Source organism: Streptomyces sp. NPDC050617 (genome assembly GCF_040654795.1).
Classification (GTDB): domain Bacteria; phylum Actinomycetota; class Actinomycetes; order Streptomycetales; family Streptomycetaceae; genus Streptomyces.
This window is the reverse complement of the sequence record NZ_JBFAIS010000020.1, coordinates 117,767-144,766: the sequence shown is the minus strand read 5'-3', so window position 1 is coordinate 144,766 and position 27,000 is coordinate 117,767. Positions and strand designations below refer to the sequence as shown.

The 27,000-nt window shown below is 72.2% G+C and carries 25 protein-coding genes; 16 read left to right on the top strand and 9 right to left on the bottom strand.

Features of this window, described 5'->3' with window-relative positions:
- The first annotated feature begins 50 nt into the window (after positions 1-50).
- The 12 genes from AB0I49_RS25275 to AB0I49_RS25220 all read left to right on the top strand — a co-directional run bounded on the left by AB0I49_RS25275 (position 51) and on the right by AB0I49_RS25220 (position 18,306).
- A complete protein-coding gene (locus AB0I49_RS25275) occupies positions 51-1,793 on the top strand; it encodes a BTAD domain-containing putative transcriptional regulator (RefSeq protein ID WP_363229348.1) in 1,743 nt (580 codons plus the stop codon).
- A gap of 295 nt (positions 1,794-2,088) precedes the next feature.
- Positions 2,089-4,368, top strand: a complete 2,280-nt coding sequence (locus AB0I49_RS25270) for a TOMM precursor leader peptide-binding protein (RefSeq protein ID WP_363229347.1) — start codon at positions 2,089-2,091, stop codon at positions 4,366-4,368.
- Positions 4,365-6,353 carry a TOMM precursor leader peptide-binding protein gene (locus AB0I49_RS25265; RefSeq protein WP_363229346.1) on the top strand — a complete coding sequence of 663 codons (1,989 nt, stop codon included), beginning with the start codon at positions 4,365-4,367 and terminating at the stop codon, positions 6,351-6,353. The genes AB0I49_RS25270 and AB0I49_RS25265 overlap by 4 nt, the downstream gene beginning before the upstream one ends.
- Positions 6,354-6,448: 95 nt before the next feature.
- Complete coding sequence (locus tag AB0I49_RS25260; RefSeq protein ID WP_363229345.1) at positions 6,449-8,053, top strand: SagB family peptide dehydrogenase; 1,605 nt, start codon at positions 6,449-6,451, stop codon at positions 8,051-8,053.
- Positions 8,054-8,141: 88 nt separating this feature from the next.
- Positions 8,142-10,958 carry a lantibiotic dehydratase gene (locus AB0I49_RS25255; protein ID WP_363229344.1) on the top strand — a complete coding sequence of 939 codons (2,817 nt, stop codon included), beginning with the start codon at positions 8,142-8,144 and terminating at the stop codon, positions 10,956-10,958.
- A gap of 1 nt (position 10,959) precedes the next feature.
- The gene (locus AB0I49_RS25250) at positions 10,960-12,129 is read left to right on the top strand and encodes a lantibiotic dehydratase C-terminal domain-containing protein (protein ID WP_363229343.1); all 1,170 of its coding nucleotides are present in this window, start codon (positions 10,960-10,962) and stop codon (positions 12,127-12,129) included.
- Positions 12,129-13,409 carry a M50 family metallopeptidase gene (locus AB0I49_RS25245; RefSeq protein WP_363229342.1) on the top strand — a complete coding sequence of 427 codons (1,281 nt, stop codon included), beginning with the start codon at positions 12,129-12,131 and terminating at the stop codon, positions 13,407-13,409. Before AB0I49_RS25250 ends, AB0I49_RS25245 begins: the two co-directional genes overlap by 1 nt.
- A 96-nt stretch (positions 13,410-13,505) precedes the next feature.
- Positions 13,506-14,285, top strand: a complete 780-nt coding sequence (locus AB0I49_RS25240) for a hypothetical protein (RefSeq protein ID WP_363229341.1) — start codon at positions 13,506-13,508, stop codon at positions 14,283-14,285.
- Positions 14,282-14,626 carry a transcriptional regulator gene (locus AB0I49_RS25235; protein WP_363229340.1) on the top strand — a complete coding sequence of 115 codons (345 nt, stop codon included), beginning with the start codon at positions 14,282-14,284 and terminating at the stop codon, positions 14,624-14,626. The genes AB0I49_RS25240 and AB0I49_RS25235 overlap by 4 nt, the downstream gene beginning before the upstream one ends.
- Positions 14,627-14,684: 58 nt before the next feature.
- A complete protein-coding gene (locus tag AB0I49_RS25230; RefSeq protein ID WP_363229339.1) occupies positions 14,685-15,611 on the top strand; it encodes an ABC transporter ATP-binding protein in 927 nt (308 codons plus the stop codon).
- Complete coding sequence (locus tag AB0I49_RS25225; RefSeq protein WP_363229338.1) at positions 15,608-16,363, top strand: ABC transporter permease; 756 nt, start codon at positions 15,608-15,610, stop codon at positions 16,361-16,363. Before AB0I49_RS25230 ends, AB0I49_RS25225 begins: the two co-directional genes overlap by 4 nt.
- A 2-nt stretch (positions 16,364-16,365) precedes the next feature.
- On the top strand, positions 16,366-18,306 hold the full coding sequence (locus AB0I49_RS25220) for a TOMM precursor leader peptide-binding protein (protein WP_363229337.1): 1,941 nt from the start codon (positions 16,366-16,368) through the stop codon (positions 18,304-18,306).
- A gap of 99 nt (positions 18,307-18,405) precedes the next feature.
- Here the strand turns inward: AB0I49_RS25220 and AB0I49_RS25215 are convergent, their stop codons facing one another.
- Positions 18,406-18,579: a thiazolylpeptide-type bacteriocin gene (locus AB0I49_RS25215; RefSeq protein WP_030879025.1), complete on the bottom strand. Its 174-nt coding sequence runs from the start codon at positions 18,577-18,579 to the stop codon at positions 18,406-18,408.
- Between the two features lie 181 nt (positions 18,580-18,760).
- On the opposite strand from AB0I49_RS25215, the gene AB0I49_RS25210 reads away from it, so the two are divergent.
- The 4 genes from AB0I49_RS25210 (at position 18,761) to AB0I49_RS25195 (ending at position 22,136) form a co-directional block, all read left to right on the top strand.
- A complete protein-coding gene (locus AB0I49_RS25210; protein WP_363229336.1) occupies positions 18,761-20,089 on the top strand; it encodes an amidohydrolase in 1,329 nt (442 codons plus the stop codon).
- A 166-nt stretch (positions 20,090-20,255) separates the two neighbouring features.
- Positions 20,256-20,435: a thiazolylpeptide-type bacteriocin gene (locus AB0I49_RS25205; protein WP_363132721.1), complete on the top strand. Its 180-nt coding sequence runs from the start codon at positions 20,256-20,258 to the stop codon at positions 20,433-20,435.
- Positions 20,436-20,569: 134 nt separating this feature from the next.
- A complete protein-coding gene (locus AB0I49_RS25200) occupies positions 20,570-21,631 on the top strand; it encodes an LLM class flavin-dependent oxidoreductase (protein WP_363229335.1) in 1,062 nt (353 codons plus the stop codon).
- An 88-nt stretch (positions 21,632-21,719) separates the two neighbouring features.
- The gene (locus AB0I49_RS25195; RefSeq protein ID WP_363229334.1) at positions 21,720-22,136 is read left to right on the top strand and encodes a hypothetical protein; all 417 of its coding nucleotides are present in this window, start codon (positions 21,720-21,722) and stop codon (positions 22,134-22,136) included.
- 74 nt (positions 22,137-22,210) lie between these two features.
- Here AB0I49_RS25195 and AB0I49_RS25190 read toward each other — a convergent pair whose 3' ends face one another.
- From AB0I49_RS25190 to AB0I49_RS25155, 8 genes are all read right to left on the bottom strand, one after another.
- On the bottom strand, positions 22,211-22,624 hold the full coding sequence (locus AB0I49_RS25190) for a DNA-binding protein (protein WP_363229333.1): 414 nt from the start codon (positions 22,622-22,624) through the stop codon (positions 22,211-22,213).
- Entirely contained in the window at positions 22,621-22,884 is a 264-nt protein-coding gene (locus tag AB0I49_RS25185; protein WP_363229332.1) for a CopG family transcriptional regulator, read from the bottom strand. Before AB0I49_RS25185 ends, AB0I49_RS25190 begins: the two co-directional genes overlap by 4 nt.
- 107 nt (positions 22,885-22,991) lie before the next feature.
- Complete coding sequence (locus AB0I49_RS25180; RefSeq protein ID WP_363229331.1) at positions 22,992-23,672, bottom strand: ribonuclease H; 681 nt, start codon at positions 23,670-23,672, stop codon at positions 22,992-22,994.
- A 238-nt stretch (positions 23,673-23,910) separates the two neighbouring features.
- Positions 23,911-24,135: a DUF397 domain-containing protein gene (locus AB0I49_RS25175; protein ID WP_363229330.1), complete on the bottom strand. Its 225-nt coding sequence runs from the start codon at positions 24,133-24,135 to the stop codon at positions 23,911-23,913.
- 146 nt (positions 24,136-24,281) lie between these two features.
- Positions 24,282-24,506: a DUF397 domain-containing protein gene (locus AB0I49_RS25170; RefSeq protein ID WP_363229329.1), complete on the bottom strand. Its 225-nt coding sequence runs from the start codon at positions 24,504-24,506 to the stop codon at positions 24,282-24,284.
- A gap of 151 nt (positions 24,507-24,657) precedes the next feature.
- Positions 24,658-24,882: a DUF397 domain-containing protein gene (locus AB0I49_RS25165; protein WP_363229328.1), complete on the bottom strand. Its 225-nt coding sequence runs from the start codon at positions 24,880-24,882 to the stop codon at positions 24,658-24,660.
- Entirely contained in the window at positions 24,882-25,730 is an 849-nt protein-coding gene (locus tag AB0I49_RS25160) for a helix-turn-helix transcriptional regulator (protein WP_363229327.1), read from the bottom strand. Before AB0I49_RS25160 ends, AB0I49_RS25165 begins: the two co-directional genes overlap by 1 nt.
- Positions 25,731-26,024: 294 nt before the next feature.
- Positions 26,025-26,981: an SDR family NAD(P)-dependent oxidoreductase gene (locus AB0I49_RS25155; RefSeq protein WP_363229326.1), complete on the bottom strand. Its 957-nt coding sequence runs from the start codon at positions 26,979-26,981 to the stop codon at positions 26,025-26,027.
- Between the last annotated feature and the right edge of the window lie 19 nt (positions 26,982-27,000).

Below are 27,000 nucleotides of genomic sequence, written 5' to 3'. Positions count from 1 at the left end.
TAATGGGGGCTGGTTTGTGCGCTGCGGTTCGATTCTCTGTGCTGGGCCTGATGAGTATTTCCGACGGGGAAAGCACCGTCGCCCTTCCACCCTCTAAACCGACCACGCTGCTCGCCGCAATGCTGTTGAGGCCCGGAGCCGTGGTCTCCACGGAGTTCCTGCAGCGCGCCGTCTGGGGCGAGACGCCGCCCGCCACCGCCAAGGCCACCCTGCACACGTACGTCATGCGGCTGCGCCGCCTCTTCGCGAAGTTCGGCATCTCCAACGACGCCATCGAGACCATGCCCGGCGGGTACCGGCTCCCGGTCGACGGCTCCACCCTCGACCTCGCGCGCTTCCGCGAGCTGCTGCGCGCCTCCGAGCGCGCCGAGGCGCCCGAGGAGGAGTCCCGGCTGCTCGGCGAGGCCCTCGCCCTCTGGGAGGGCCCGCCGATCTCGAACGTGCAGTCCGAGGTCTTGCACCGGGACGAGGTGCCCGCCCTCCGCGAGGAGTGGCTGCGCGCGGCCGAACGCCGCTTCGACGTCGAGCTCTCGCTGGGCAGGTGTCGCCAGGCGCTCCCCGAACTCCGTTCGGTGGCCCGCGCCCACCCCGGTCACGAGCGGTTCTGGGAACGGCTGATCGAGGCCCTCTACCGCACCGGACGGCAGTCCGACGCCCTCGCCGAGTACCGCACCGTCAAGGAGTACCTGAGCACGGAGCTCGGCGTGGACCCCGGACCGTCGCTCCGCAGGCTGGAGATGACCATCCTGCGCGGCGAGTCCATGGGCCCCGACGCGCCCGACGCCCCCGCCCCGTCCGAGGCGGCGCGCGGCGCGGCCCCGGCCCCCGGCCCGTACGACCCCGGCCTCGCGCTCCCCGCCGACCTGCCCGACTTCACCGGCCGCGAGCGCGAGAGCGCCGAGCTGGTCGAGCAGCTCACCGCCGACCGCGGCGGCCCGGCCCTCGCCGTCATCTCCGGCCCGCCCGGCATCGGCAAGACCGCCCTCGCGGTGCACATCGCCCAGCAGGTGCGCGACGCCTTCCCCGACGGCCAGTACTTCGTGCGCGTCGGCCCCGAGGACCCCGACGGCGGGGACGCGGCGGGCGCGCCGCGCCCGCTGCCCGCGTCCGCCGCGAACGGCGGCGACGGCGAGCGGCGCACCCTCGTCGTCCTCGACGACGTCTCCAGCATGGAACAGATCCAGGCGGCCCTGCCCACCGCCAAGGGCAGCGCGGCCGTCATCACCAGCCGGATGAGCCTGGCCGGCCTCGCCGCGAGCCGCGGCGCCGGCGTCTACCGGCTCGGCGCGCTGGCCCCCGGCGAATCGCGCGCCCTGCTCTCCTCGGTCCTCGGCCACCGCCGGGTCGCCGCCGAACAGGGCCCGACGGACGAGCTGGCCGAGCTGTGCGGCCACTTCCCCCTCTCCCTGCGCATCGCCGCCACCCGGCTGCTGCTCCGCCCGCGCCACCAGATCGCCGACGACGTGGCGTGGCTGCGCGACGACCCGGTGGGGCGGCTCTCCGTCGTCGGCACCCCCGACATGTCGCTGGCCCAGACCTTCGGCACCTTCCTCGGCCGGCTCAGCCTCCCGGCGATCCGGGCCTGCCAGACCCTCGGCAACAGCCCGCAGCAGCTCCTGTCCCTGGACGAGTGCGCCGCCGCGCTGCGGCTCTCGCTGGTCGACGCCTCGGCGGTGCTGGACCAGCTGATCGACGCGAGCCTGCTGGAGGGCGACGCGCCGGGCCAGTACCGGATGCCCGCGCTGCTACGGGCCTTCGTACGGCGTGACGCGGGCGTGGCGCTCTCCAACTGAGCCGGCCGGCCGCGCCCGGTCCGTCCCCCCGGGCCGCGCCGGGCCGGCCGAACCGCGACCGATCGAACCGCGACCGACAGAGCTCCGACCGACAGAACTCCGACCGACAGAACTCCGGGAAGCGCCCCCGCGCTCGCCGGGCTTCCCGGACCTTCCACAACTCAACCTCCTCGACGCCGCCGGACCGGCCCCGCCGGACCGACGCCGAGCACACGGCTGCCCGCTCACCCGCGGCCGTCCGACCACGCGCGGTCCGTCTGCGGCCGGGCGCCCCCACCTGACAAGGGTTCCGAGAATGACCACTGAGATCACCGAGACCACAGCGACCACGGCAAACACAGCGAATGCCGCGTACGAGAAGCTCGCCGGCACCCGCCCCCGCATCGGCCGGGACGTCCTCTTCACCGAGACGAGCGAGGGCGTGCTCTTCCACAACGCCCACGGCGGCTTCCACCTCGCCGCGAAGTCCGCCTACCGGTTCGCCTCGCTGATCGTCCCCCACCTCAACGGCCGGCACCGGGTCGGCGACCTGTGCGCCGGGCTCCCCGAGGACCGCCGCACCATGGTGACCGACCTCGTCGGGACGCTGTACGACCGCGGCTTCGCCCGCCCCGTGCCCGAGGACGAGGCGGCCGGGCCCGCGCTCCCGGCCGAGGTGACCGAGGAGTTCGCTCCGCAGATCAACTACATCGACCACTTCGAGGACGGCGCGGCCGAGCGCTTCGCCCGGTTCCGCGCCGGCCGCGTCGCGGTCCTCGGCGACGGCCCCGTAGCCCGCTGGTGCGCCCTGTCCATCGTGCGCAACGGCGGCGCCCGCGTCGATGTGGCGCCCGGACCCGACGGGGCCGACGACGACGCGGCGCCGGGCGGCCTCGGCGCCGTACGGGCCGAGGCCGAGCGGCTCACCGGGCGCGGCGCGCCCGTCGAGCTGGGCCGGCTGCCCGAGGGCGGCGGCGAGCCGCTGGGCTGGGCCGACCTCGGCGCGTACGACGTCGTCGTCTGCACCGGCCCCGACGCCCCCCGCCAGATCCACCGGCTCCTCACGGAGGGCATCCCGGCCGGCCGCAGCGTGCTCCCGCTGACGGTCCTCGGCGACCGCGCCGTCGCCGGCCCCTCGATGTCCGCCGGCCGGCCCGGCTGCTGGGCCTGTGCCATGCTCCGGCTCGCCGCCAACGAGGAGGGCACGACCGCCGCCGCCGACGTCTGGAGCCGGGTGAGCCTCCCCGGCGCCCGCGCGTCCGACGCCGCCCTCGGCCAGAACCCGGCGGCCCAGCTCGGCAACCTCCTCGGCTACGAGGTGTTCCGGATGACCGCCCAGGCCCCGCCCGCCGAGACCGAGGGCCGGATCATCGTCCAGGAGCTCGACTCCATGGACACCCTCACCGAGCGCGTACTCCCGCACCCCGACTGCTCGTTCTGCCGCGAAGCCGACGGCCGCCCCGCCGCGCCCGCCGTCGCCGGGACGCTGCCCGAAGCCCCGCACGTCGCCACCGCCCCGACCGCCGACGACGCCGAGGCCGTGCTGGAGCAGCTGAACGCCGAGAGCGAGCTGGTCGGCGCCGCCGCCGGGGTCTTCACCCGGTTCGCCGACGACGACCTGACACAGACGCCGCTGAAGGCCGGGCGGCTCGTGCTCGGCACCGGCGGCGGGCGGCGGCGCACCGTCGCGGCCTTCGACGTGCACCACGCCGCCGGGGCCCGGCTGCGGGCCCTGCGCACCGCCGTCACCGTCTACGTGGACCACGCGGTGCCGCTGCCCGGCGTGCTGCGCGGCACGGCGCTCGCCGACGCCCGCGCCGTGCTGCCCACCGTCGCCCCCGCCTCCCTCTCCACCGCGAGCGGCCTGCCCGTCGCGGCCGACTCCGTCGAGGAGTGGGTGACGGCCACGTCGCTCTCCTGCGGCGAGCGGGCCCTCGTGCCGGCGGCGGCGGTCCGTACGTTCGGGGCGCACAACGCCGCCCGCGCGTACGTGCCGACCAGCGCGGGCGCCGGGGCGGGCGGCTCGCTGCCCGAGGCGCTGCACCACGCGCTGATGTCCGCGCTCGCCTACGACGCGCTCGAAGCGACCGCGCGGGGCGCGCGGAACGTCACCGAAATCCCGCTGACCGCGCTGGAGGACGACGCCGAACTCCGCTTCCTCGTGCGGTCCGCCGCCAACCTGGAGACCGGGATCGAGCTGCTCGACCTCGGAGAGTCCGCCGAGTCCGGCGCGTACGTGCTCCTCGCGCGGGCCGCCGGGGGCCGCTGGGCGATCGGCGCGGACATCACCTGGCAGGGCGCGGCGATGACCGCGCTGCGCGACCTCGCGGGCCGCGTCCAGCTGACGCGGGAGGACCCCGAGGGCGCGGCGCCGGACACCGGGGACGCGCTGCTCGCCGCGTTCGAACCGGCCGCCGTGGCCGTCTCCGGCACGGCCGCGCCGGACCTGACCGCCGCCACCACGCCCGAGGCGGTGCTCGACCGGCTGCGTGCCGCCGGCCGCGACGTGCTCGTCGTGCCGACCGCCTCCGACGACCTGCTGCTCGGCGGCATGCACGCCGTACGCGCCCTGCTGACCGGCCGGAAGACCGCATGACCGGCCTCATGGAAGGCTCCCGCACCACGGCTGTCGCGGAGTCCCCGGAGCTATTGAAGACGGCCGAGCCCTGGGCCGCGGCCGCCGAACAGGCCCTGCGCGCACGGCTCGCGGGCCGTACGGACCGCGAGCTGACGATCGCCGTGCTGCCGCTCGGCGTCCGGGACGAGCTGTCCGCCGCGCCGCCCGCCGCCCTGGGGGCGGGGGACCGGCCCGTCGTCCCCGTCTACGTGTACGGGCACACCGCCGTCCTCGGCCCCGTACCGCCCCCCGGCGCTCAGAGCCGGCCGTGCGGCCACTGCCTCGCCCGGCGCTGGCAGGCCGTGCGCCACAAGCCGCTGCGCGACGCGCTCGAACTCGGCGGCCCGACCCGCGCCGCCGGGGAGCCGCCGCACCTGACGCCGTTCGCGCTCGACGCGCTGGCCGCGCTCATCGCCTCCCAGGCCGCCGGGTCCACCCCCGGCGAGGGCGGCTATCCGCTGGTCCACCGGCTGAACCTGGAGAACCTGCGCGTCCGCTCCTTCCCGCTGGTGCCCGACCCGCAGTGCCCGGCCTGCGACCGGCGGCCGGCCGACGCGCCCGCGCCGGTCGCCCTCGACCCGTCGCCGAAGACCGCCCCCGGCTCGTTCCGGGTACGGAACCTCGACGACCTCGACATCCCGCTGACGGCGTTCGCCAACCCCGTCTGCGGCATGCTCGGCGCAGGCGTCGCGCGGGAACTCGACGCCCCGACCACGGCCTCCACGGTCGGCAACTTCGGGCTGCGGACCGGCCATTACCTGCACGAGACGTTCTGGGGCGGGCACTCCTACCGCTACGGCGACAGCGTCCGCATCGGCGTGCTGGAGGGGCTGGAGCGGTACGCGGGCATGCGCTCCCGCGCCAAGGCCACCAGCGTCGTCGCCTCCCTCGCCGAGCTGCGCGAGGGGCCCGACCGGGTCCTGGACCCGCGCGAGTGCGGGGTCTACCCGGACGCGTTCTACGCCGCGCAGTCGCGCGTACGGCCGTTCAGCGAGGACGCTCGCATCCCCTGGGTGTGGGGCCACTCGCTCCGCGACGAACGGCCCGTGCTCGTACCGGAGATCCTGACGTACTACCACTCGGCCCCGCTGGAACAGCGGTTCGTCCAGGAGTGCTCCAACGGCTGCGCCTCCGGCGGCTCGCTGTCCGAGGCCCTCTACTACGGGCTGATGGAGCTGGTGGAGCGCGACGCGTTCCTGCTGACCTGGTACGGGCGGCCCGCGCTGCCCGAACTCGACCCGCACAGCAGCCGGGACGCCGCCACCCGCGAGATGGTCGACCGGCTCGCGATGTACGGCTACGAAGCACGGTTCTTCGACGCCCGGATGACCCTGCCCGTCCCCGTCGTCATCGCGACCGCCACGCGCGTGGACGGCGGCGAGGGCGCCCTGTGCTTCGGCGCGGGCGCGAGCCTCGACCCCGAAGCGGCGCTGCGGGCCGGACTGGCGGAGATCGCCACCGACTCGCTGCACCTGCGCCGCCGCACGGAGTGGAACCGCGCCGAACTCAAGGCCATGGCAGCCGACTTCGGCAAGGTACGCGCCCTGCACGACCACCCGCTGGTGTACGGGCTCCCGGAGATGGCCCGGCACGCCGCGTTCCTGCTGGGCGAGGCGGGCGCGGACCGCGCACCGCTCCGCCCGCTCGACGAGGCGTACCGCGACCCGGACCGCGCCCTGCGCCCCTCCGACGACCTGAGCCAGGACGTGCGCGGCTGCGTCGCCGCGCTGGCCGCCGAGGGGTTCGACACCATCGCCGTCGACCAGACGCTGCCGGAGCAGCGGGCCATCGGCCTCCACACGGTCAGCGTGATCGTGCCCGGCCTGCTGCCCATCGACTTCGGCTGGGACCGGCAGCGGGCCCCGCACCTGCCCCGGATGCGCACCGGGCTGCGCCGGGCCGGCCTCGCCGACCGCGACCTGGAACCCGCCGACCTCAACCCCGCGCCGCACCCCTTCCCCTGAAGCCCCGAGCGCCGGCCCACGGACCGGCGCCCCACCAGACCTCCGTGAACCGGCGCCCAGGCGGGCCGGGCCCGCGGCTCGAAAGGACCTGTGAGATGGGTACGACAGCCCACGACTACCTCAGCGCGGTGATGCAGCGCAGCCGGGTCGGCATGCCCCCGATCGGCTACGTGCCGAACTGGGCCGACAAGCCCCGGCTGGGCAAGTTCTACCCCGACGCCGAGAGCTTCCCGCTGCCCCAGGGCGACGACCCCGAGGCCGCGACCCTCGACGCCGGACTGCTGCCGCCCCCGGCCGACGCCGCCCCCTTCGACCTGGCGGCGCTCGGCGGGATGCTCCGCGACTCGTACGGGCTGCTGTCGCGGCGGCTCGGCATCCACGCCAACGACGACCTCGCGTCCCTGCCGTTCTACGCGGGCGCCAACTGGGCGCGCGGCACTGCCTCCGGCGGCGGGCTCTACCCCGTCAGCGTCTACTGGGTCAACGGCCCCAGCGGACCGCTGACGCCCGGCGTGCACTACTACGACACCGCGCAGCACGCGCTGCGCCGCCTCCTCACCGGCGACGTCACCCCGGACGTACGCGCCGCCCTCGACCTGCCCGAACTGCCCGAGGACATCGACCAGTTCCTCGTGCTCGGCATCAAGTTCTGGCAGAACGCCTTCAAATACAACAGCTTCAGCTACCACGCCACCACGATGGACATCGGGACCATCACCCAGAGCTGGCGGATGTGGGCCCGCGCCCGCGGGCTGAGCGTCGAGCCCGCGTTCTGGTTCGACGAGGAGCGGCTGAACCGGCTGCTCGGCGCCGACCCCGCCGACGAGGGGTTCTTCGCGGTGATCCCGCTCCGCTGGGACGCCGAGGCGAGCGGCGCGCCCGGCCGCCCGGCGAAGGCGCCCGCCGACGGCCCCCGCGTGCGCTACGCGGAGCAGGAGAAGTCCCGTGAGCTGCGGACGTTCGAGACCCTGGAGGCCATGCACGCGGCCACCCGGCTCGGCGCGACGGACCGGCCGGACCGCACGGCCCTCGCCGCCGCCCGCCCCTTCCCGCCGCGCGCCGGGGAGCCCGTCGCGCTGCCCGAGCCCGCGCCGCTCGACGCCACCGTGCGCGGCGCGCTGCGCGCCCGCCGCAGCAGCTTCGGCCGCTTCGCCGCCGAACAGCCCCTCAGCGAAGCCCAGTTGAGCGCCGTGCTGCACGCCGCGGTGGCCGGGGCCGCGCTGCCCTGCGACGTCGGCCCGGAGGGCGAGGCACTGTCCCTCGTCAAGATGTACGCCTTCGTCAACCACGTCGAGGGCATCGAGCCCGGCGTCTACGAATACGCGCCCGATGGCAACGCCCTGCGCCGGGTGGCGGCCGGACCGCAGGGCACCTTCCTCCAGCAGAACTACTTCCTGTCCAACTACAACGTGGAGCAGGCCGGCGTCGTCCTGGTGCCCACGGTCCGCGCCTCCGCCGTCCTGGACGCCGTCGGGGGCCGCGGATACCGGCTGGTCAACGCCGTCGTCGGGGCCATGGCGCAGGCGACGTACTCGGCGTGCGGCGCCCTGGGCGTCGGCTGCGGCGCGGCGCTGGGCTTCGACAACATCTCGTACATCGACCGGATGGGCCTGGCCGGCACGGACGAGGTGCCGCTGCTGATCACCCTGATCGGCAACGAACGGTCCGACGGGGCCGACTTCCGCTACGAGATCGCCTGAGCCGCGCGGGATGCCGGACGGGACGACGCAGGAGCTCCCGTACGCGACGCCGTACGGGACGACAGAGCACGAGATACGGGGACATGCGATGACTACTGACTCCCGGCCGGCAGCGGCCGGAACCGCGCCGTCCTGGGCGCTCGGCGAGCGATTCATGGTCCGCGTCGCCGGACTCCCGGTCGAGTCCGTGCGCGCGCTGCGCACACCGGACACCCGCCGCTGGGCGGACGAGGTGTGCGCCGCCGAGGCGCGGCTGGCGGAGCGCTCGGGCGACATCAGCGACCGGCTGTACGAGGTGATCAGCGCCAACACGGACGACGGCCTCCGGCGCGCCCTCGTCAACATCCGCAGGCAGGTGTTCAACAACAAACTGCCCCGCGATACGGCCGCCGCCCTCGCCGCCGCCGAGACGGTCGGCGGCGAGACCGGCGCCCGGCTCGCCGAGTGGCTGCGCGACCGGCAGGCCCTGGCCGGCCTCGTCGGCGGCGGCCCCGCGATCCTCGCGACCGAACTCGCCGAAGGCCGCGGGAAGCTGCGCGAGCTGGCCGTCGAGCCCCGGCTGCGGCAGGGCCTCGTCCTGGCCTCGCCGTCGCTCGACCGCTACCTCGGCACGTACCTGGGCGCGGGCGCCGCCGCGCTCACCAAGCGGCAGCGCAGGATCGAGCGCTCGCTGCTGGAGTACGTGTACCGGACCGCGTGCAAGACCAGCCCGTTCTCCACCTTCACCGGACTGGCCCTGGGCGAGTTCCGCGACGGCGACGGCTCCGGGGCCTTCGGCGGGGAGATCGACGCGGAGTGGAGCGATCACCCCCGGCTCAACGTCGCGGTGATCGGCCGCCTCGCCGACCTCGTCATCGACAACGACGGCTACCGCGCCGACCTGCCCGTCACCCTGGTCACCGGCTGGCGGATGGAGGCCGACCGCATCCGCTACGTGCGCCGCAAGGTCACCGCCGGGGACGACGAGGCGACCGTCAGCTTCGACGCCGTCAAGGAGAGCCTGTTCTTCCTCAAGCAGGGCGGCACCCTGGAGCGGCTGTTCGCCCTGTTCGGGCAGCGCCCCACCATCCGCTACGGGGACCTGGTCACCGAGCTGAGCGCGGACGGCGAGGCGACGCCCGCCGACTACGACCGCTTCCTCTCCGTCCTGCTGCGGCTCGGCCTCCTCCAGGTGCCCGGCCTGAGCGTGACCAACCACAGCCCCGACCCGCTCGGCGGCTTCCGCGACGCGGTCCGCGACCTGGGCACGGACTGGGGACGGCGGCTGGCGGACCGGCTCGACGGCCCCGCAGGACTCCTCGACCGCTACCCGCGCGCCGAACTCGACGAGCGCAGGCGGCTGCTGGCCTCGTTGCGCGAGGAGCTCGGAGCGGTCCAGGAGGAGCTGGGCGCGAGCGCTCCGGCCCTGCCGCAGACCCTCGTCTACGAGGACTCGCGCGCAGCGGCCGAACCGCTGGTGTGGGAGCGTCAGGGGTGGGAGAAGACGGTCGGGGAGTCGCTGCGGACGCTGAGCCGCGTGCTGCCGGTCTTCGACGTCACCCTGCCGCAGCGGCTGCTGCTCAAGGCGTTCTTCCTGGCCCGCTTCGGCCCCGGCGGACGCTGCGACGACGTGCTGAAGCTCGTCTACGACTTCCACGAGGACATCTTCGACCAGTACGCGCGGATCAGCGCGCAGCGCCGCCCGTTCGACGACGCGGGCGACTACGTCGAGCTGGACAACTGGCTCGACTCGCCCGGCATCACCGCGGTCGACCGTGGGCGCCGCGAACTGATCGCCCGCATGCGGCAGTTGTGGGAGGCGCGCGAGGAGGGCGCCGAGGAACTGGTGCTGGACGACGCCTCCCTCGCTGCTGTGGCCGCCGAGCTGGCCCCGGCCGGGGCCGGGTTCCAGCCGCTGAGCCACTTCCTCCAGCCCGCGCGCCGCGACGGCGAGGACCTGGCCGTGCTCAACCGCTCCTGGGGCGGCATCGGCTTCCCCTTCTCGCGCTTCACGCACTGCTTCGAAGACGAGCCCGGTGACGCGGCGGGCGGCGGCCTGACCGGCCGGGTCCGCCGCGACCTGCGCGCCGCCCACCCGCGCGGCGCGGTCTTCGCCGAGGTCACCGGCGGCCACGCCACGACCAACCTGAACCTGCACGGGCGGCTCACCGACTACGAGGTGGTCTGCCCCGGCGAGACCAGCTCCGCGCCGCCCGCCGAACAGCTCCCGCTCGACGACCTGTACGTCGTGCACGACGCCGCCGAGGACCGGCTCGTCCTGCGCTCCGAACGGCTGGACCGCGAGGTCGTCCCCGTCTACCTCGGCTACCTCGTCGCGATGGCCCTGCCGGACGTGCCGCGCGCCCTGCTCCTGCTGTCGCCCGCCTCCGTGCCCGCCGTCGACTTCTGGGGCGGCGTACCGGAGGAAGAGGCTCAGGAAGGAGCCGCCGAGGTGGCCACGCGGCCCCGCGTCCGCTACGGCAGCGTCGTGGTCAGCCGCCGCAGCTGGTCGGCGTCGGCCGCGTCCCTCCCCGCCCGTACGCCCGAGACCTCCGATGCCGAGTGGTATCTGTCCTGGCAGCGGTGGCGGCAGCGGCACGGCGTGCCCGCGCAGGTCTTCGCGACCGTACGGGCCCCCGCCGCCGAGGAAGGTGAGGAGGGCCCCGGCCCGCTCGCCAACGACAAGCCGCAGTACGTCGACTTCGACAGCTACCTCTCGCTGACGGTCTTCGAGACCCGGCTGAAGGACGCCGGGGCCCGCGTCGTGCTGCGCGAGGCGCTGCCCGGCGAGGAGGACGCCCGCGTGACGTCGCCGGACGGCCGGCACGTAGCGGAAATGGTGGTGGAGACCCGCACCTCGCCGCGGCGACCGGCCGCGGAACCCGCCCCCCGAGAGACGGAACGAGTCAAGGACCAGGTGAGCTGACGTGACCGAGAGCGTAGAGACCCAGATTCCCGGCGGGCGGCCCATTCCCGGGACGGAAGCCGGCGAGTGGCAGGCGCTGCACATCTTCTACACCGGCTCCACCCGGCCGATCCTCACCCAGGCGATCCGCCCGCTGCTCGACCGGCTGACCGAGGAAGGGCTGGTCAGCGGCTACTTCTTCCTCAACTACTGGTTGGAGGGCCCGCACATCCGGGTCCGCTTCAAGCCGGTGTCGAAGGCCGCCGAGGCCGAGGTGCGGGCCCGCGCGGAGGAGGCCGTGGGCGCGTTCCTGCGGGAGCGGCCCGCGCTGTACGAGGTGAAGTCCGACTTCTACCGCGAGCTGTACAACTCCCTCTTCGACCTGGAGTTCAGCGACGAGGATCGGAAGCCCTACCTCGGCGAGGACGGCCGGATGCGGCTGCGCCCGATCAACACGTTCAGCTGGGAGCCGTACGCGCCGGAGTACGGCAAGTACGGCGGCCCGGCCGGCGTCGAGCTGGCGGAGTGGCACTTCAAGCACTCGGCGGACCTCGTCATGGACGCCATGCGGACCACTAACGTCCATGTGCGCACGGTGCTCTTCGGCTTCGCCTCGCAGCTGATGATGGTGATGACCACGGGGTTCCTGCGCGAGCGGGACGCCATGGCCGACTACCTGTGGCGCTACCACCAGTTCTGGTACCGGTCGTTCTCCGGCACCGACCTGATCTCCGGCGGCGTGTACGACCGTACGTACGAGTCCGTGGCCGAGAGCGTGCGGGGCCGGTTCGACACGGTCCGCGGCGCGTACGACGCCGGGGCCACGGACCGGCTGCCGGGCTTCATGCGCACCTGGGCCGAGCACTGCGCCGAGCTGCGGGAGAAGGCGGTCGCGCTGGCGGTCAACGGCGACCTGACGTTCCGCGCCTGGGGCGGGGAGCGGCAGGAGACGGTCACCGACCCGGACCAGGCCCTCCAGATCCTGCTGTCGCCGTATATGCACATGACCAACAACCGGCTGCACGTCACCATCCGCGATGAGGCGTATCTGTCCTACGTCCTCGCCCGGTCGCTGCGGGACACCGCGCCGCAGCCGGAGTTCGGGCCGCCGCACGGCTCCGGGTCGCCGCGGGACTTCGGGGCGCCGCAGGACTCCGAGCCGCCGCGGGACACCGCCGAGGCGGCCTCCTGATGACCGCGCGCCCCTCGGAGTCCGCGCCGCCGCTGCTGGAGCTGCGGCCGGCCCGGCATCCGGAGATCGTGGTCGGGCCGGGGCTGGCGCGCGGCCCGCGCGTGCTGCACCTGATCAAGGACCGGCGGGTGAACCGGAGTTACGAGGTCGGGGCCAAGGAGCACTTCGTCATCTCCCGGCTGGACGGCGAGACCACGCTCGCCGAGATCGGCGCGCAGTACGCGGGCCGGTTCGGGCGCCGGTTGGGGGAGCCGGGGTGGCGGCAGCTGCTCGGGCTGCTCTCCGCCCGGCGCCTGCTCGTCGGCAACCCGCCGCCCGAGCCCGCCCCCGAACCGGAGCCGGAGGCGAAGCCTGCCGGGCCCAAGCGGAGGCGGGGATACCGGCCGATGGGCACCGACCTCGTGTTCGGCGACCCCTCGGCGCTGCTGGGCCGGATGTACCGGCGGCTGCGATACCTGTACGCGCCGTACGTGCTGATCCCGCTGCTCGCCGTGGTCATCGCGATGGAGGCGGTGCTCGCCGCCCGCGTACCCGAGCTGCTCCACCAGGCGCACACGCTGTGGCGCCACCCGGACCTCGCGATGATCGTGGTCGGGCTGCTCTGGCTCAGCTCGGGGCTGCACGAGCTGGCACACGGCCTGACGTCGTATCACTTCGGCGGCGGGGCATCGGAGGTGGGCCTGCGCTGGCGGCCCCCGATGGCCTACCTCTACTGCAAGACCGAGGACACGATGCTCTTCGGCCCGCGCCGCCACCGCATCGCGACGGCGGCGGCGGGGGTGGTGGCGAACCTGGTGTTCCTGCTGCCGTTCTTCCCGCTGTGGATGTGGTTCCCGCCCGACGACGTCACCCGCGACAGCCTCGCCGCGCTGCTCCTCTTCGGCAGCCTGCGCGGACTGGTGAACTACCTCCCCGTGCCGAACCTGGACGGCTACGTGATGCTCAGCCACGCCCTGAACGTCACCGACCTGTCCACCGAGAGCTACCGCTACGCGCGGCTGCTCGGCAGGCGGCTGCTGGGGCGCGGCGACGAGACGGGCCCGTACCCGAGGCGGATGCGGATCATCCACGTCTGCTACGCCGTCGGCTCCGTACTCCTCGCGGCGGCGCTCACGGCGGGGGTGCTGTGGCTGATCGTCCTGTGGACCCCCGAGCCGTACGGCCGCTACATCGCGGGCGGGCTGCTCGCCCTGGTCCTCGTGGGCGCGCTGGGCCGCGCGGTCGGCGCGCGGGTGCTGGCGGGGCGCGCCCGCCGGGCCGCCCAGGCTTCGGCCGGCTGATGCGGGGCGGCGCGGACGTGTGCGACATGCGGGAACGGATGAGGCCAGGGGGTACTCTGTTGCGCCAGGAACTTTGCATCACAAAGTGGAGTGCTCGTGAGCGACGACGACCCCAGCGCACCTCGGGAGTCGGCATCCGCCGTGGAGGGACCGGACGGCGGTGGTTCGCTGTCGCAGGCGGCCTCGGCGGAAGGGACGGACAGCGGCAGCCCGCTGTCCCCGGCGGCCTCCCCGGAGGGGCTGGAGGGCGGCGACTCGCTGTCCCCGGCCGCCTCCCTGGCGCTGATCGAGAGCGAACGGGGCCGCCTGCTCCGCCGCAGAGGCGTGAACCCCGCCCCGATCTTCGCCAGTTGGGGCATCGCCTGGCTCATCGGCTTCGGCCTGTGCTACCTCGCCGCCCCCGGCGGCCCCTCCGCGCCGCTGCCCATGTGGGCGGCGGCCACCGTCCTGGTGGCGCTCTGCCTCGCCGCGATGGTGGTGCCCGTGGTGCAAGGGGTACGGGCCGGGCGCGGGGTGCGCGGCCCGTCCCGTACGACCGGCGCGATGTACGGGGCCTGCTGGGCCCTCGCCTTCCTGGCGCTCGCCACCGTCAACCTCACCCTGGCCCGCGGCGGGCTCGACGCCGACCTCACCACCCTGCTGTGGACCGGCTCCTCGCTGACCGTCACGGGTGTGCTCTACCTGGCCGGCGGCATGCTCTGGCAGGACCGCGCGCAGTACCTGCTGGGCGTCTGGCTGCTGGTCAGCGCCGTGGTCGGGGTGCTCGCCGGGGTGCCGGGGAACTTCCTCGTGCTGTCCCTGGCGGGCGGCGGCGGACTCCTCGTCCTCGCCCTGTACTACGCGCTGCGCCGCCCATCCGGCGGTGCCCGGCCATGAACGAGGGCTGGCCCGAACTCGACCCGGTGATCCACGCACAGGCCCGGCTGCGCGTCATGGTCACGCTCTCCGGCCTGGCCGACGGCGACCGGCTGACCTTCCCCCGCCTCCAGGAACTGCTGGAGATGACCGCGGGCAACCTCTCCACCCATCTCCGCAAGCTCGAAGACGCCGGCTACACGCACGTCGAGAAGACCCACCGGCGGCGCACCCCGGTCACGTACGTCTCGCTGACCCAGCGGGGCCGCCGGGCCTTCGAGGACTACACGGCGCGCCTCGAAGCGCTGCTGACGAACCGCCCGGAGGGCGGCGCCGGTTCCGACACCGGCTCTGACGCCTGAAAACACTGGCCCCGCGAACCACTGACTCACCACACCACACCGAAAAGGAGGGAGTTCCATGAAGGAGGACTCCGGCCCCGCCGCCGGACCCGCGATAGCCGTCGAGGGACTGCACAAGTCGTACGGCAACGTCCACGCGGTCAACGGCGTCTCTTTCACCGTCGAGCGAGGGGAGTTCTTCGGCGTCCTCGGACCGAACGGCGCCGGCAAGACCACCCTGATCGAGATCATGGAGGGCCTCCGCAGCGCCGACTCCGGCTCGGTGTCGGTCCTCGGCCGCTCGCCCTGGCCGCGCGACACGTCGCTGCTGCCGCGCATCGGCGTGCAGACGCAGGCGTCCGCGTTCTTCGTCCGGCTCACCGCCGCCGAGCACCTGGAGACGGTCGCCGCGCTGTACGGCCGCGACCGCAAGCGCGCCCGCGAGACGCTGGAGATGGTCGGGCTCACCGAGAAGGCCAAGACCCTCGTAGACGACCTCTCCGGCGGCCAGCGCCAGCGGCTCGCCATCGCCTCCGCGCTCACCCACGAGCCCGAACTGATCTTCCTGGACGAGCCGACCGCCGCCCTCGACCCGCAGGCGCGCCGCAACCTGTGGGAGGTGCTGCGGGAGATCAGGACCGAGGGGCGGACCATCATCTGCACCACCCACCACATGGAGGAGGCCGAGTCGCTCTGCGACCGCGTCGCCTTCGTGCGCGCGGGGGAGGTGATCGCCCTGGACACCCCGGCCAACCTCGTACGCGGCCTCAACGCGCCCACCCGCGTCGTGATCCCCACTGCCCAGCTCACCCCCGAGCAGGCCAAGGGCCTGGACGGGGCGGACGAGGTGGCCACGGAGGGCCTCTCGACCGTCATCACGACCCGCGCCGTCGGCCGGGTGCTCGCCGCCGTCGGCGGCCTCACCGAACTCCAGGACGTCCAGACCCGGACGGCGACCCTGGAGGACGTCTACCTCGAACTGACCGGGACGGAGTACCAGGCATGAGCGGCTACACGGCGCTGACCCAGGCGCACTACCGGGCGTTCGTCCGCGACAAGACGTCCCTCTTCTTCACCTTCGCGTTCCCGCTGATCTTCATCGTGGTGTTCGGGCTGCTCTTCGGCGGCCAGTCCGTGCCCGGCGGCCGGCACGTCATCGACTTCATGGCGCCCGGCGTGATGGCCTGGGGCGTGGGCAACGGCGCGCTGTTCGGCGTCGCCTACACGCTGATGCACTGGCGGCGCAGCGATGTGCTGAGGCTCGTCCGGCTGACGCCGACCAGCATCTTCACCGTGATGGCGTCCCGCTTCGTGGTGGTGCTCGGCATCGGCGTCGTCCAGGCCGCCCTGTTCATCGCCATCGCGACGCTGCCGGTCTTCGGCCTGACGGTCACGGCCCAGGGCGTCGTCCTGGCGCTGCCGGTCCTGCTGCTGGGCATCCTCGCGTTCTTCAGCATCGGGCTCATCGTCGGCACGTACGCCAACTCGCCGGACGCGGTGGCCGCCATCGCCAACTGCGTGATGATCCCCATGGCGTTCCTGTCCGGCTCCTTCTTCCCGATGAGCTCCTCGCCGGGCTGGCTCCAGGGCTTCTCCCGCATCCTCCCGCTGCGCTACATGAACGAGGGCGTCACCAACGTCCTCTCCGGCACCAAGGGCGCCTCGTCCCTCCTCGTGCCGTGTGCGGGGCTGCTGGTGTTCGCGGCGGTCTTCGCGCTGCTGGCGGCGAAGACGTTCAAGTGGAGCAAGGAATCATGACGGTGGCCGAGGCAGGGACGGAACCGCCGGCGGGCCCCGCCGCCGTGGCGGCCGAGCTCCGCGCGATGCTGGCACGGCGGTCGCGGGGGACCGCTGGGGCCGGCGCGTCCGATGTGACTGACGGTCCGGTCGTCGTGCCGATCGGCACGGCCGACGCGCTGGACCCGAGCCGCGACCCCTTCGCCGCCGACCGCGCCCGAGCGACGGTGCACGTGACGCCGCAGGCCGTCCTCGTCGGCCCGTGGGGTGCGGACGGGGATGGGGCCCCCGGCTGCGGTCACTGCCTGGCCATGCGCTGGCAGCGGCTGCGGCCCAAGTACGAGCGCGAGGCCCTGGAATTCGGCGCGCCCCCGCACGCCGACGGCGCCTGGCCGGTGCTCACGCAGTACCTGGTGGACGCGGTGTGGCTGGCGCATGCGGCGACGGCGAATGCACCGACGCGCGGTGGGGGCCCACGGGTCACGCGGGTCGATCTCCGCACCCTGGAGACACGCACGTTCCCCCTCCTCCCCGACCCGCTCTGCCCCAGCTGCGCGGACCACGGCACCCGTGACGACAGCCCGCGCGACCTGGCCCTGACCTCCCGTACGAAGCCGTCCCCGGCCGCGTACCGGCTGCGCCGCCCCGAGTCGTACGGGCTGCCCGCCGACGCGCTGGCCAACCCGGTCTGCGGGGTCCTCGGCACCGGCACCGCCATGAACGTCATGTCGCCGACGACCGCCCCCGTCTCCGGCCGCGTCATGATGCGCGGCCACGCCGGGCTGACCGACCTGACGTGGAGCGGGCAGGCCAACTCGTACGGCGAGAGCCGGAACTTGGCGTTCCTGGAGGGGCTGGAACGGTACGCGGGCACCCGCCGCCGGCACCGCGAGGACGTGCTCGTAGAGGCGTACGAGACGGTCGCGGACCGTGCGCTGGACCCGCGCGACGTGGGGATGTACGGCCCGCGCACGTACGAGCACGACCCCATGCTCACCCCCTTCGACCCCGCCCGCCCCATCCCGTGGGTGTGGGGGTATTCGCTGCGCGACGAACGCCCCCTCCTCGTACCGTCCCGGCTCGCCTACTACAGCTCCGGCGCCGAGGGCGACAACTTCGTCTTCGAGTGCTCCAACGGCTGCGCGAGCGGCGGCAGTCTGGAGGAGGCCGTCCTCTTCGGGATGCTCGAACTCATCGAGCGGGACGCGTTCCTGCTCGGCTGGTACGGCGGCGCGGAGCTCCCCGGCATCGACATCTCGCACACCGCCGACACCGAGCTGCGCACCATGGTGGACCGCGCGGACCTGCACGGATACGACGTAAGGGTCTTCGACAACCGCGTCGATCTGCGCATTCCCGTGGCCACGGCGGTGGCGGTGCGGCGCGACGGCGGGGACGGCGCGCTGTCCTTCGCGGCCGGAGCCAGCATGGACCCGGCGACGGCCGTGCGCGCCGCCGTCTCGGAGACGCTGACCTACATCCCGGAACTCCCGCTGCGCGTCAGCACGCGCCGTGAGGAGACCGTCGCCATGACCCGCGATTACCACAAGGTGCTCCAACTGCGGGACCACGCCGCGCTGTTTGCGCTCCCGGAGATGGCCGAGCACGCCCAGCGCTACCTGCGGCCGATGACCGCGCGGCCGGAGGAGGAGGTCTACCGCTCCTGGCGCGAGGAGGGCCCGCGCTCGATGGAGCTGCTGGACGATGTGCGGTACTGCCGGGACGAGCTGGTACGCGCCGGGTTCGACGTGATCGTCGTGGACCAGACGTCGCCGGAGCAGGAGGCGCTGGGGCTGCGCACGGTGTGCGTGATCGTTCCGGGGCTGCTGCCCATCGACTTCGGCTGGTCGCGGCAGCGCGCGCTGCACATGCCGAGGACGCGGACGGCGTTCCGGCGGGCGGGCTGGCGCGCGGACGACCTCACGGAGGCGGAACTGCACAAGGTGCCGCACCCGTTCCCGTGACCGTTCCCGTGCCGGGGCCCGCTGCCGTACGCACGACAGCGGGCCGCCGGAGAACCCGGCGGCCCGCTGGGACCTGCTGAAGCCGACGCGCCGAAGCGGTCAGGCGCAGCAGCTGGTGCAGCTGGTGGTGCTGGACGTCGTGCTGCAGCTGGTGCAGCTGGTCGAGTCGAACAGCGTCTCGGTGACGTCGACGTGGTCCTGGATCTCGAAGGTCTCGGACTCCAGCGTCAGCATCTCTTCGGCAAGGGAAGCCAGCTCGGACTGCGCGGCCATGATCACTCACTCTCCTGGGGAAGGGCCTCCCGGCAGCCGGGGGCCACGGCGATTCGGGCACGCACCGTGCCCGCACACCGTTATCCCCGGCTCCGCTGGCAAACGCCCCGGCGTCCCGCTGACACACTTCTGACACCTCTCGGGGCGCGACCGCAGCGTCCGCCCCGAGAAAGGGAGCACCGTGCAAGAAACCTCCGCGCAAGGCGCATCTGTATCCGCCCCCGTCCTGCCGACGACGCTCCGCGAGACGGCGGCGGACACTCTGGCCCCGGTCCTGAAGCTGTACCTGGACCTGCACGCCCACCCGGAACTGTCGGGCCAGGAGGAACGTACGGCCGCACGGTTCGCGGCCGCGCTCACCGCAGCGGGCTGTACGACCACGACGGGCGTGGGCGGCCACGGAGTGGTAGGCGTCCTGCGCAACGGCCCCGGCCCCACGGTCCTCCTCCGCACCGAACTCGACGCCCTGCCCGTCGAGGAGGACACCGGCCTGCCGTACGCGAGCGAGGTCCGGGCGACGGACCCGGACGGCGCCGAGGTGCCGGTGATGCACGCGTGCGGCCACGACGCGCACGCGGCGGCGCTGACCGGCGCGGCGCTGGTACTGGCCGGGATGCGCGCGGCGTGGTCCGGCACCGTCGTGATCGTCGGGCAGCCGGCGGAGGAGACGCTGCGCGGGGCGCGCGCGATGCTCGCGGACGGCCTGTACTCCCGCTTCCCGAAGCCGGACGTGGTGCTGGCCCAGCACGTGGCCCCGTTCCCGGCGGGCCTGGTGGCGCACGGCACGGGTCCGATGACGGCGGCGTCGGCCACGGTCGAGGCCACGGTGCACGGGCGCGGGGGACACGCGGGGATGCCGCATCTGGCCGTCAACGCCGCGGAGATCGCCGCGCTGGCGGTGGCCCGTATGAAGGCCCGTACGCCCTCCGGCACCGTGCTGACGGTCGGCGCCCTGCACGCCGGAACCCGCGCCAACGTCGTACCGGACCGTGCCGCGCTCGGCATCACCGTGCGGGCGGCGGACGACGCGGCGGTGACGGCGGCCGTGGAGCTGGTGCGCGAGTCGCTGCGCGCCGAGAGCGAGGCGGCCGGCAGTCCCCGCCCCCCGGAGGCCGAGGTGACGGCCCGCGCCCCCGGCAACGTGAACGACGCGCGGTACGGGGCCGTGGTCCGCGCCGCCCACGAGGCGGCGCTGGGCGCGGGCCGGGTCGTGGTGTGGCCGTCGTCGACGGCGTCGGAGGACTTCCCCTGGTACGGGCCCGCGGGCGCGGAGGAGGGCCTGTACGAGGGCCCGGCGGTGCCGACGGTGTACTGGATGACGGGCGGGGTCGGGGCGGAGCAGTGGTCGGCGGCGGCAGGCTCCGCCGAGGCGCCGCCGGGCGAGAAACTGGCCGCCCTGCCGCCCAATCACTCCCCGAGGTTCGCGCCGGAGGCGGTGGCGACGCTGCGGGGAGCGGTGCACGCGATGGCGGCGGGGGCGCTGGCGTGCCTGGGACCGGGCGCCGCGTAGCCGCCCGCACAGCCAGGTGTCGGAAGCCAGGTGTCAGAAGGGTGTCAGCGGTACGCCGCCCCGTATGCCAGCGGGGCCGGGGATAACGGTGTGCGGGCACGGTGCGTGCCCGAGTTGCCGTGGCCCCCGGCTGTCGGGAGGCCCTTTCCCAGGAGAGTGAGTGATCATGGCGATGCAGTCCGATCTGGCTTCCCTTGCCGAAGAGATGCTGGCGCTGGAGTCCGAGACCTTCGAGATCAACGACTACGCGGACGTGAGCGAGACGCTGCTCGGCGGCAGCTCGACGAGCTGTGACAGCAGCAGCTGCTCGTCCTCTACGACCAGCACGACCAGCACCTGCGCGTGACACCGACGCGGCGGTAGTGGCCGCGAGGCATCGGCTTGTCCGATGCCCTGCGGCCATCACCGCCGAAGGACGCGCTGACGCGCCGACGCGCGTATTCGAAGGCAAACGTGGCTAGGAAAGGAACGAACAACGCCATGCGGCACGGTATTTCACTTCTCCCCGACTGTCGTCCCGACCGGCGTTCGGCGGTGGAGTACTACCGGGATGCCCTGGCGCTGACCCGGTTCGCGGACCAGGCCGGACTCGACTACGTCAAGATGACGGAGCACTACATAGGCGAGTACGGCGGTTACTGCCCGAGCCCGCTGACCTTCCTTTCCACGGTCGCCGCGCAGACCGAGCGCATACGGCTGATGACGGGCGCGGTGCTGCCCGCTTTCCATCACCCGATTCAAATCGCCGCGCATGCCGCGATGGTCGACGCGATCAGCAACGGCCGGCTCGACCTCGGCTTCGGAAGGGCTTGGCTGCCCTACGAGTTCGAGGCGTTCGGCGTCCCCATGGACGAGAGCCGCGCCCGCTACGAGGCGACGATCAACGCGGTACTCCGGCTGTGGACGGAGGAGAAGGTCACCGAGGACACCCCCTTCTTCTCCTTCACCGACGCGACTTCCCTGCCACGCGTCGTACAGGACCCGCACCCGCCCGTCTGGGGCGCCGCCGTCCGCTCCCCGGAAAGCTTCACCTGGCTGGGCGAGCACGGCTTCGGCGTCATGCTGGCGCTGGCCCCCCTCAAGCAGGACGTGGGCCTGAGCAAGTACGTCATCGACCTGTACCGCAACGCGTTCACCGCGAAGCACGGCGCCGACCGCGAACTCCCCGGAATAGCCCTGAGCACCCCGCTCTACGTAGCGGAAACGGACGAAGAGGCATACCGAATAGCGGAGCCCCTCTACCGCGAGTACATGTCGGTATGGTCCGAGGCGGCCTCGTCCTGGGAGACGACGAAGTCGGGCTCGTACGTGGGCTACGACAGCATGGGCAAACACGCCAAGAACCTGCGCGATTTCGACGTCCGCAAGCACGGCACGGCCGTGATCGGCTCGCCGGAGACGGTGGTCGAGCGCATCCACGAATTCCGCGAGGCGTACGGCGTGGACACCCTGCTGTGGCAGGTGGATTTCGGCGGCCAGAACCTCGACCAGATGATGTCGAGTTTGAAGCTGTACGTCGAAAAGGTGATCCCGAACCTGTAAGGGGAGGGGTGACCGAGCAAACAAATAAAAAGCGCAAAAGAAAATCCCCCCACAAACCCCCACAAGAACAAGGAGACAGGAGATTCTCATGAAGCTCAACACGACCGTTGCCAGGACGGGTGCCTCCCTGCTTCTCGCCGCCGCCGCCGTAACGGGCGCGGCAGGCGCCGCCTTCGCGGCCCCGGCCGCCCAGACGACCGCCGTCACGGCGGCCCCGTCGAAGGCCACCCCTCCGGACTGCAAGGTCCTGAAGAGCATCTTCGACGTCCTGGCCACCAGCAATGACCCGGCCAAGGTCAAGCCCCAGCTCGACCGCTGGATCGGCCTCCTCGACGCCGCCGCCAAGGACGTCCCGGCGGACCACCAGGCCGAGTACAAGAAGTACGTCGCCCACATCAAGGACATCCGCAAGGGCCTCGACGCCAAGGACCCGAGCAAGGCCATGAAGGAAATCCACGACATCGCCGTCCCGCTCGACAAGCAGCTGGGCGACTGCGAGAAGTAACCTTCTCCACCTTGCAATGCGGCCCCCGGCGCCAAGTAAAGGTGCCGGGGGCCGCATGTCGCTGCTGCCGACGGTCAGATCTTGATGACGGTGACGCGTCCGCCGCACAGCGCGGTGAGATCCTCGGGGTCGGAAGTGAGGACCGTGACGGGGCCGGGGGCGGCCAGGGCTGTGGCGCTGAGTATGGCGTCGATGGCGTACTTGTGGCCGTGGAGGCCGGCGGTGGACAGGAGCTCGGTGGCGTGCCGGGCGATCGACTCGGTGAGCGGTTCCACGATCAGGCGCGAGAGCGTCCACTCCAGGGCCGGGCGGTTGATCCTCGGGTGCACCACTTCCACGAGCGTGGCCGCTGACGTGATCACGCGCAGGTCGTCAGTGCGAGCCAGGGCAAGCCACCCGGTCACCGTTCGGTCGCGGAGGACCGCCTTGGCCAGCCCTTCGCTGTCGAGGACAAGAGTGCCTCCGGGCGCGGCGGGAGGACGGGTCATGCGGCGTTCGCTCCACGCTCACTCTGCTCGGCACGTGCTTGATGGAGCTGGTCACGAAGGGACTGGATCTCCTCGTCCGAGATGGCACCGTGCTCGGCTTCGGCGACCTGGATGAGTTCGTTGAGATTGTCGCGTTCGATCTGGCGGGCCACAGCCGCCGCCACGTAGGCGGAGAGGCCGGAAGGACCGCTGCGGGCCTTGGCGGCTTCAGCGATGTCGCGCGGCATAGTGATCGAATACTTACCGGTAGGCTCGCTCATGCCACCAATCCTACCGTGGACCCTCCTCTGTTCGCGGGTCGGCGGATCAGCATGATGAGCGCACATACGACGCTCTTCCCCCTCGGGGGAGGGGGAAGGCGCGACTGTCAGTTGTCCCGGCACTCCGGGTGCCCCCAGCTACGAGTCCCCTTGGCGACCTGAGTCCCCGCTTCGTAGGACCGTCCGCAACCGCCGCACTGCCCGGCGAACTTGGCCTTGATGGTCCTGCTGCCCCCCGACCGAGGCCGGCTGGCAGCCTTCTTAGCGGTCTTCTGCCCCTGAGCGGAGGCGGGACGCGGCACCGGAAACTCCTGAGCTCCCTGCGAGGTACCGGCGGCGACCTGACTCTCGGCGACATCACTGGCGGCCTGGTCGGCGATGGCGTTCAGATGGTCACCGTCGGCACGGTGCGCGGGCACGTAAACGAATTCGACCGCACGGCCGCCGAGCAGCGAGTCGATACGCTCCACAAGCTCCCGGTTGGCGACGGGCTTCTTCGAGGCGGTCATCCACCCATTGCGCTTCCAGCCGGGGAGCCATTTGGTCACGGCATTCATCGCGTACTGGGAATCCATCCGGACCTCAATCCGGACAGCCGGGTCCGTAGCCTCCAGCAATTCGGCGAGGGCCGTCAATTCAGCGACATTATTGGTCGCCGTACCCAGCGGCCCCGCTTCCCAACGCTGCGGACGCCCCTCGGCATCAGCAGAGACCCAGCCCCAGGCGGCTCGGCCCGGATTTCCTTTGGACGCCCCGTCACAGGCGGCGATGATGTGCTCGGCAGACATTCCTGAATCATGCCAGCGCCTGACGCCCTTCGGCGAATCACTCATCCCGTGACGGCAAGCACCCCGGTCGAGGAGGCCAGGAGGCTCCGCCGGCCTGAGCGTGATGCCGACAGGACCCTCCCAGAACGAGGAAGGCGGGCAAGCGACGCGTGCCTGGAGTGTGCCGGCGCGACGCGCGTTGCGCACTGATACTGCCCGCGAGAGCGTCCGGCAAGAGAGCAGTGACGAGGGCAAGCGCCTACAGGCTGTCGAAGTCTCCGGCGGCTATGCCGGTCTTGAAGGCGTGCCACTCGGCGGGGGTGAAGCAGAGGTGGGGGCCGGAGGGGTTCTTTGAGTCGCGGACGGCTACGGCGCCGCCGGGGAGGGGGGCGAGTTCGAAGCATTGGCCGTTGCTCGCGGTGAAGCTGCTCTTCTGCCAGGTGAGAGCGCCGGGGCTGATCGCGTACAGCTCTGCCTTCTCCATCAGGCCAGACCTCCTTGCTTTTGGCGCTTACGTCGCTGCTTTCGTCGGGAGAGAACGCCGCACCCATGAGGTTGCGGAAGAGCCGGTGCAGGTGTCGCAGCTGTAGTCGATTACGAGCCAGCCGGGGTGCTTCTGAAGGCGGGTTCCTACAGGTTGTCGAAGTCTCCGGCGGCTATGCCGGCCTTGAAGGCGTGCCACTCGCCGGGGGTGAAGCAGAGGTGGGGCCCGGAGGGGTTCTTCGAGTCGCGTACGGCCACGGCGCCGCCGGGGAGGGAGGCGAGTTCGAAGCATTCACCGTTGTTGGCGGTGAAGGTGCTCTTCTGCCAGGTGAGGGTGTCGGGGCTGATCGCGTACAACTCTGCCTTCTTCATCGAGTCAGGCTTCCTTGCTCTCGGTGTGAGTGATGATGTCGCGGCTCTCGTCCGGAGAGAGCGCCGCATCCGTGAGTCTGTGGAAAAGCCGGTGCAGGCGTTGCAGCTGTAGTCGATTACGGGCCTGCTGGGGTGGTTTCGAGGGCGAGCACTACAGGTTGTCGAAGTCTCCGGCGGCTATGCCGGTCTTGAAGGCGTGCCACTCGGCGGGGGTGAAGCAGAGGTGGGGGCCGGAGGGGTTCTTTGAGTCGCGGACGGCTACGGCGCCGCCGGGGAGGGGGGCGAGTTCGAAGCATTCGCCGTTGCTCGCGGTGAAGGTGCTCTTCTGCCATGCGAGCGCGGACGGATCAATCGAGTACAGGTCTGCCTTCTCCATCAATCTTCCTTGTTTTTGATACGGGTGATCAGGTCGCGACTCTTGTCCGGATCGAGTGCTGCGCCGGCCAGGTTGTTGAAGAGCCGGTGCAGGCGCCGCAGGTCCCGAGGGTCGTCCAACGTCAAGCTACCAGCGACCGATTCGCCGAAGGCCACGTCGGGAACGTCATCGTCGGTGAACTGAAAGATCCGGAACGCGGCGATCTGGGCGCCCTCCTCCCCTCGCTCGTACGGGATCACCTTCAGCTCGGCACTCGGGTGTTCCGACAGTTCCAGTAGGTACTGGAGCTGTTCTTGATGTGCTTGGCTTCCACCAACCTCGAACTTCAGCGCGGCTTGGGTGATCACGTAGTGACAGGTCAGCGCATCGTCGGTCTCCAGAAGCCGCTGCCGCTGGCGCAGCTCGCGTACTTCAACGAGGGCATCGATCTGGTCGGGGCCCAGCGAAGCGAACCCGGCTGCGATCACCGTGCGTGCGTAGCGTTCAGTCTGCAACAGGCCGGGAATCATGCCCACTTGATACTCGTGGACGACCGAGGCTGCGGCTTCGAAGCTGAGGAAGCGCTCGTAGCCGGTGGTGATGACCTCGCTGTACCGAGCCCACCAGGGCTGGCGGCGCTCCCGGGTGGTGGCATGCAGTTCTGCAAGATCGTCGCGCTCGTGCGCGGGGACCTTGTAGAGGTCCATGAGTTTGGCGAAGTGCTGCTGGGAACAGTTGCGTTTCCCCAGCTCGATGCGGCTGAGCAAGGAGACGTCGCAGCCGATGTCTGAAGCTACTTCCGCGAGAGTGAGGCGGTTGACCTCGTCGCGGAGGCGACGCAACGCGCGTCCGAGCGTGACGCGGGACATCAGCAGTGTGCTGTTGCTGACGGTGTGGCGTCGTTGAGGATTCCGAACCGCGTGGTGGAGGCTGCCGGAACGGAGATCCCCGCGGTCACCGTACGGGCAGGCCAGTGCGTACGCGTGTGGGGCACGTGGCGCGGGGTGCGCAGCGTGAGTGGTGAGCGGCGCCCATCCGGTGGCGGCGCGGTCGTCCTGGTGCTGGACGACGGGCCGGCGCTACGGGTGCCCGCTGCCGAGACGTTGACCGTACGAAACGGCTCGGCCCCCTCGCGGGTTGGCGAGGGGGCCGTATCGGGGTGATCAGCCGTTGGACGCCTTCCGGCCACGAAGGGCGGCAGGGGCGGCAGGATCAACCCCCGTCAGCTCCACGCTCGCGTCCCACAGCCCGGCTGCCGTCTCGGCGTCCGTCATATGCGGCTGTGGCCGCTCGATCCGAGGTTCCCCGCGCAGGCCGAACACCCGAGGCCCCCACATCTGGCCGCCGACCGCCTCCGGGTCGAGCGCGGCGCGCACCGCGGGCCAGGCCCCGGCCTCCTTCCCCTGCAACATCACTCCGGCAGGGAGCCCGAGGAGCCGGCGGGAGAGGGGGTTGACGTGGACGCCGGGGCGGGAGGGGGTGAGGGAGTCGAGAGCCCCGCCGGGGTGGGCGACCAGGCTCAGGCAATCGCTTCCCGCGGCGCGCAGTCGCCGGTCCAGTTCGAAGGCGAAGCTCATCTGCGCGAGCTTGGAGCGCCCGTAGGTCTGCTTCGGGTCGTACGAGCGCGCGCACTGAAGGTCGTCCAGGTCGAGCCTTTCCGACCGGGCCGCGAAACTCCCCATGGTGATGAGACGCGCGGCGGGGGCCGCCTTCAGGAGCGGGCCCAGCCAGTGGGCGAGTGCGAAGTGCCCGAGGTGGTTGGTGGCGAACATCTGCTCGTGACCGGCGGCGTTCTCGCGCCGGGGTGGATTGTCGAGTGCGATGCCGGCGTTGAAAACGGCGATATCCAGCCGGTCCAGCTCCAGCCCGTCCACGGATGCCTTCAGCGAGGACAGATCCGCGAGATCGAGCGGCATGTGCAGCACCCGAGCCTGTGGCACCCGGACGGCGATGGCGGCACGGGCCGCGGCAGCCTTCGCCGCATTGCGGCTGCCCAGGACGACCGTTGCTCCCGCCTCGGCGAGCTGCTCGGCGATGAAGTACCCGATGCCGGCGTTGCCGCCGGTCACGAGGGCATTCAGGTGCGCGGCGCGTGTGGGCCGGTGAACGTTCCAGGCCATGAGGTTCCTTTACGGGGGA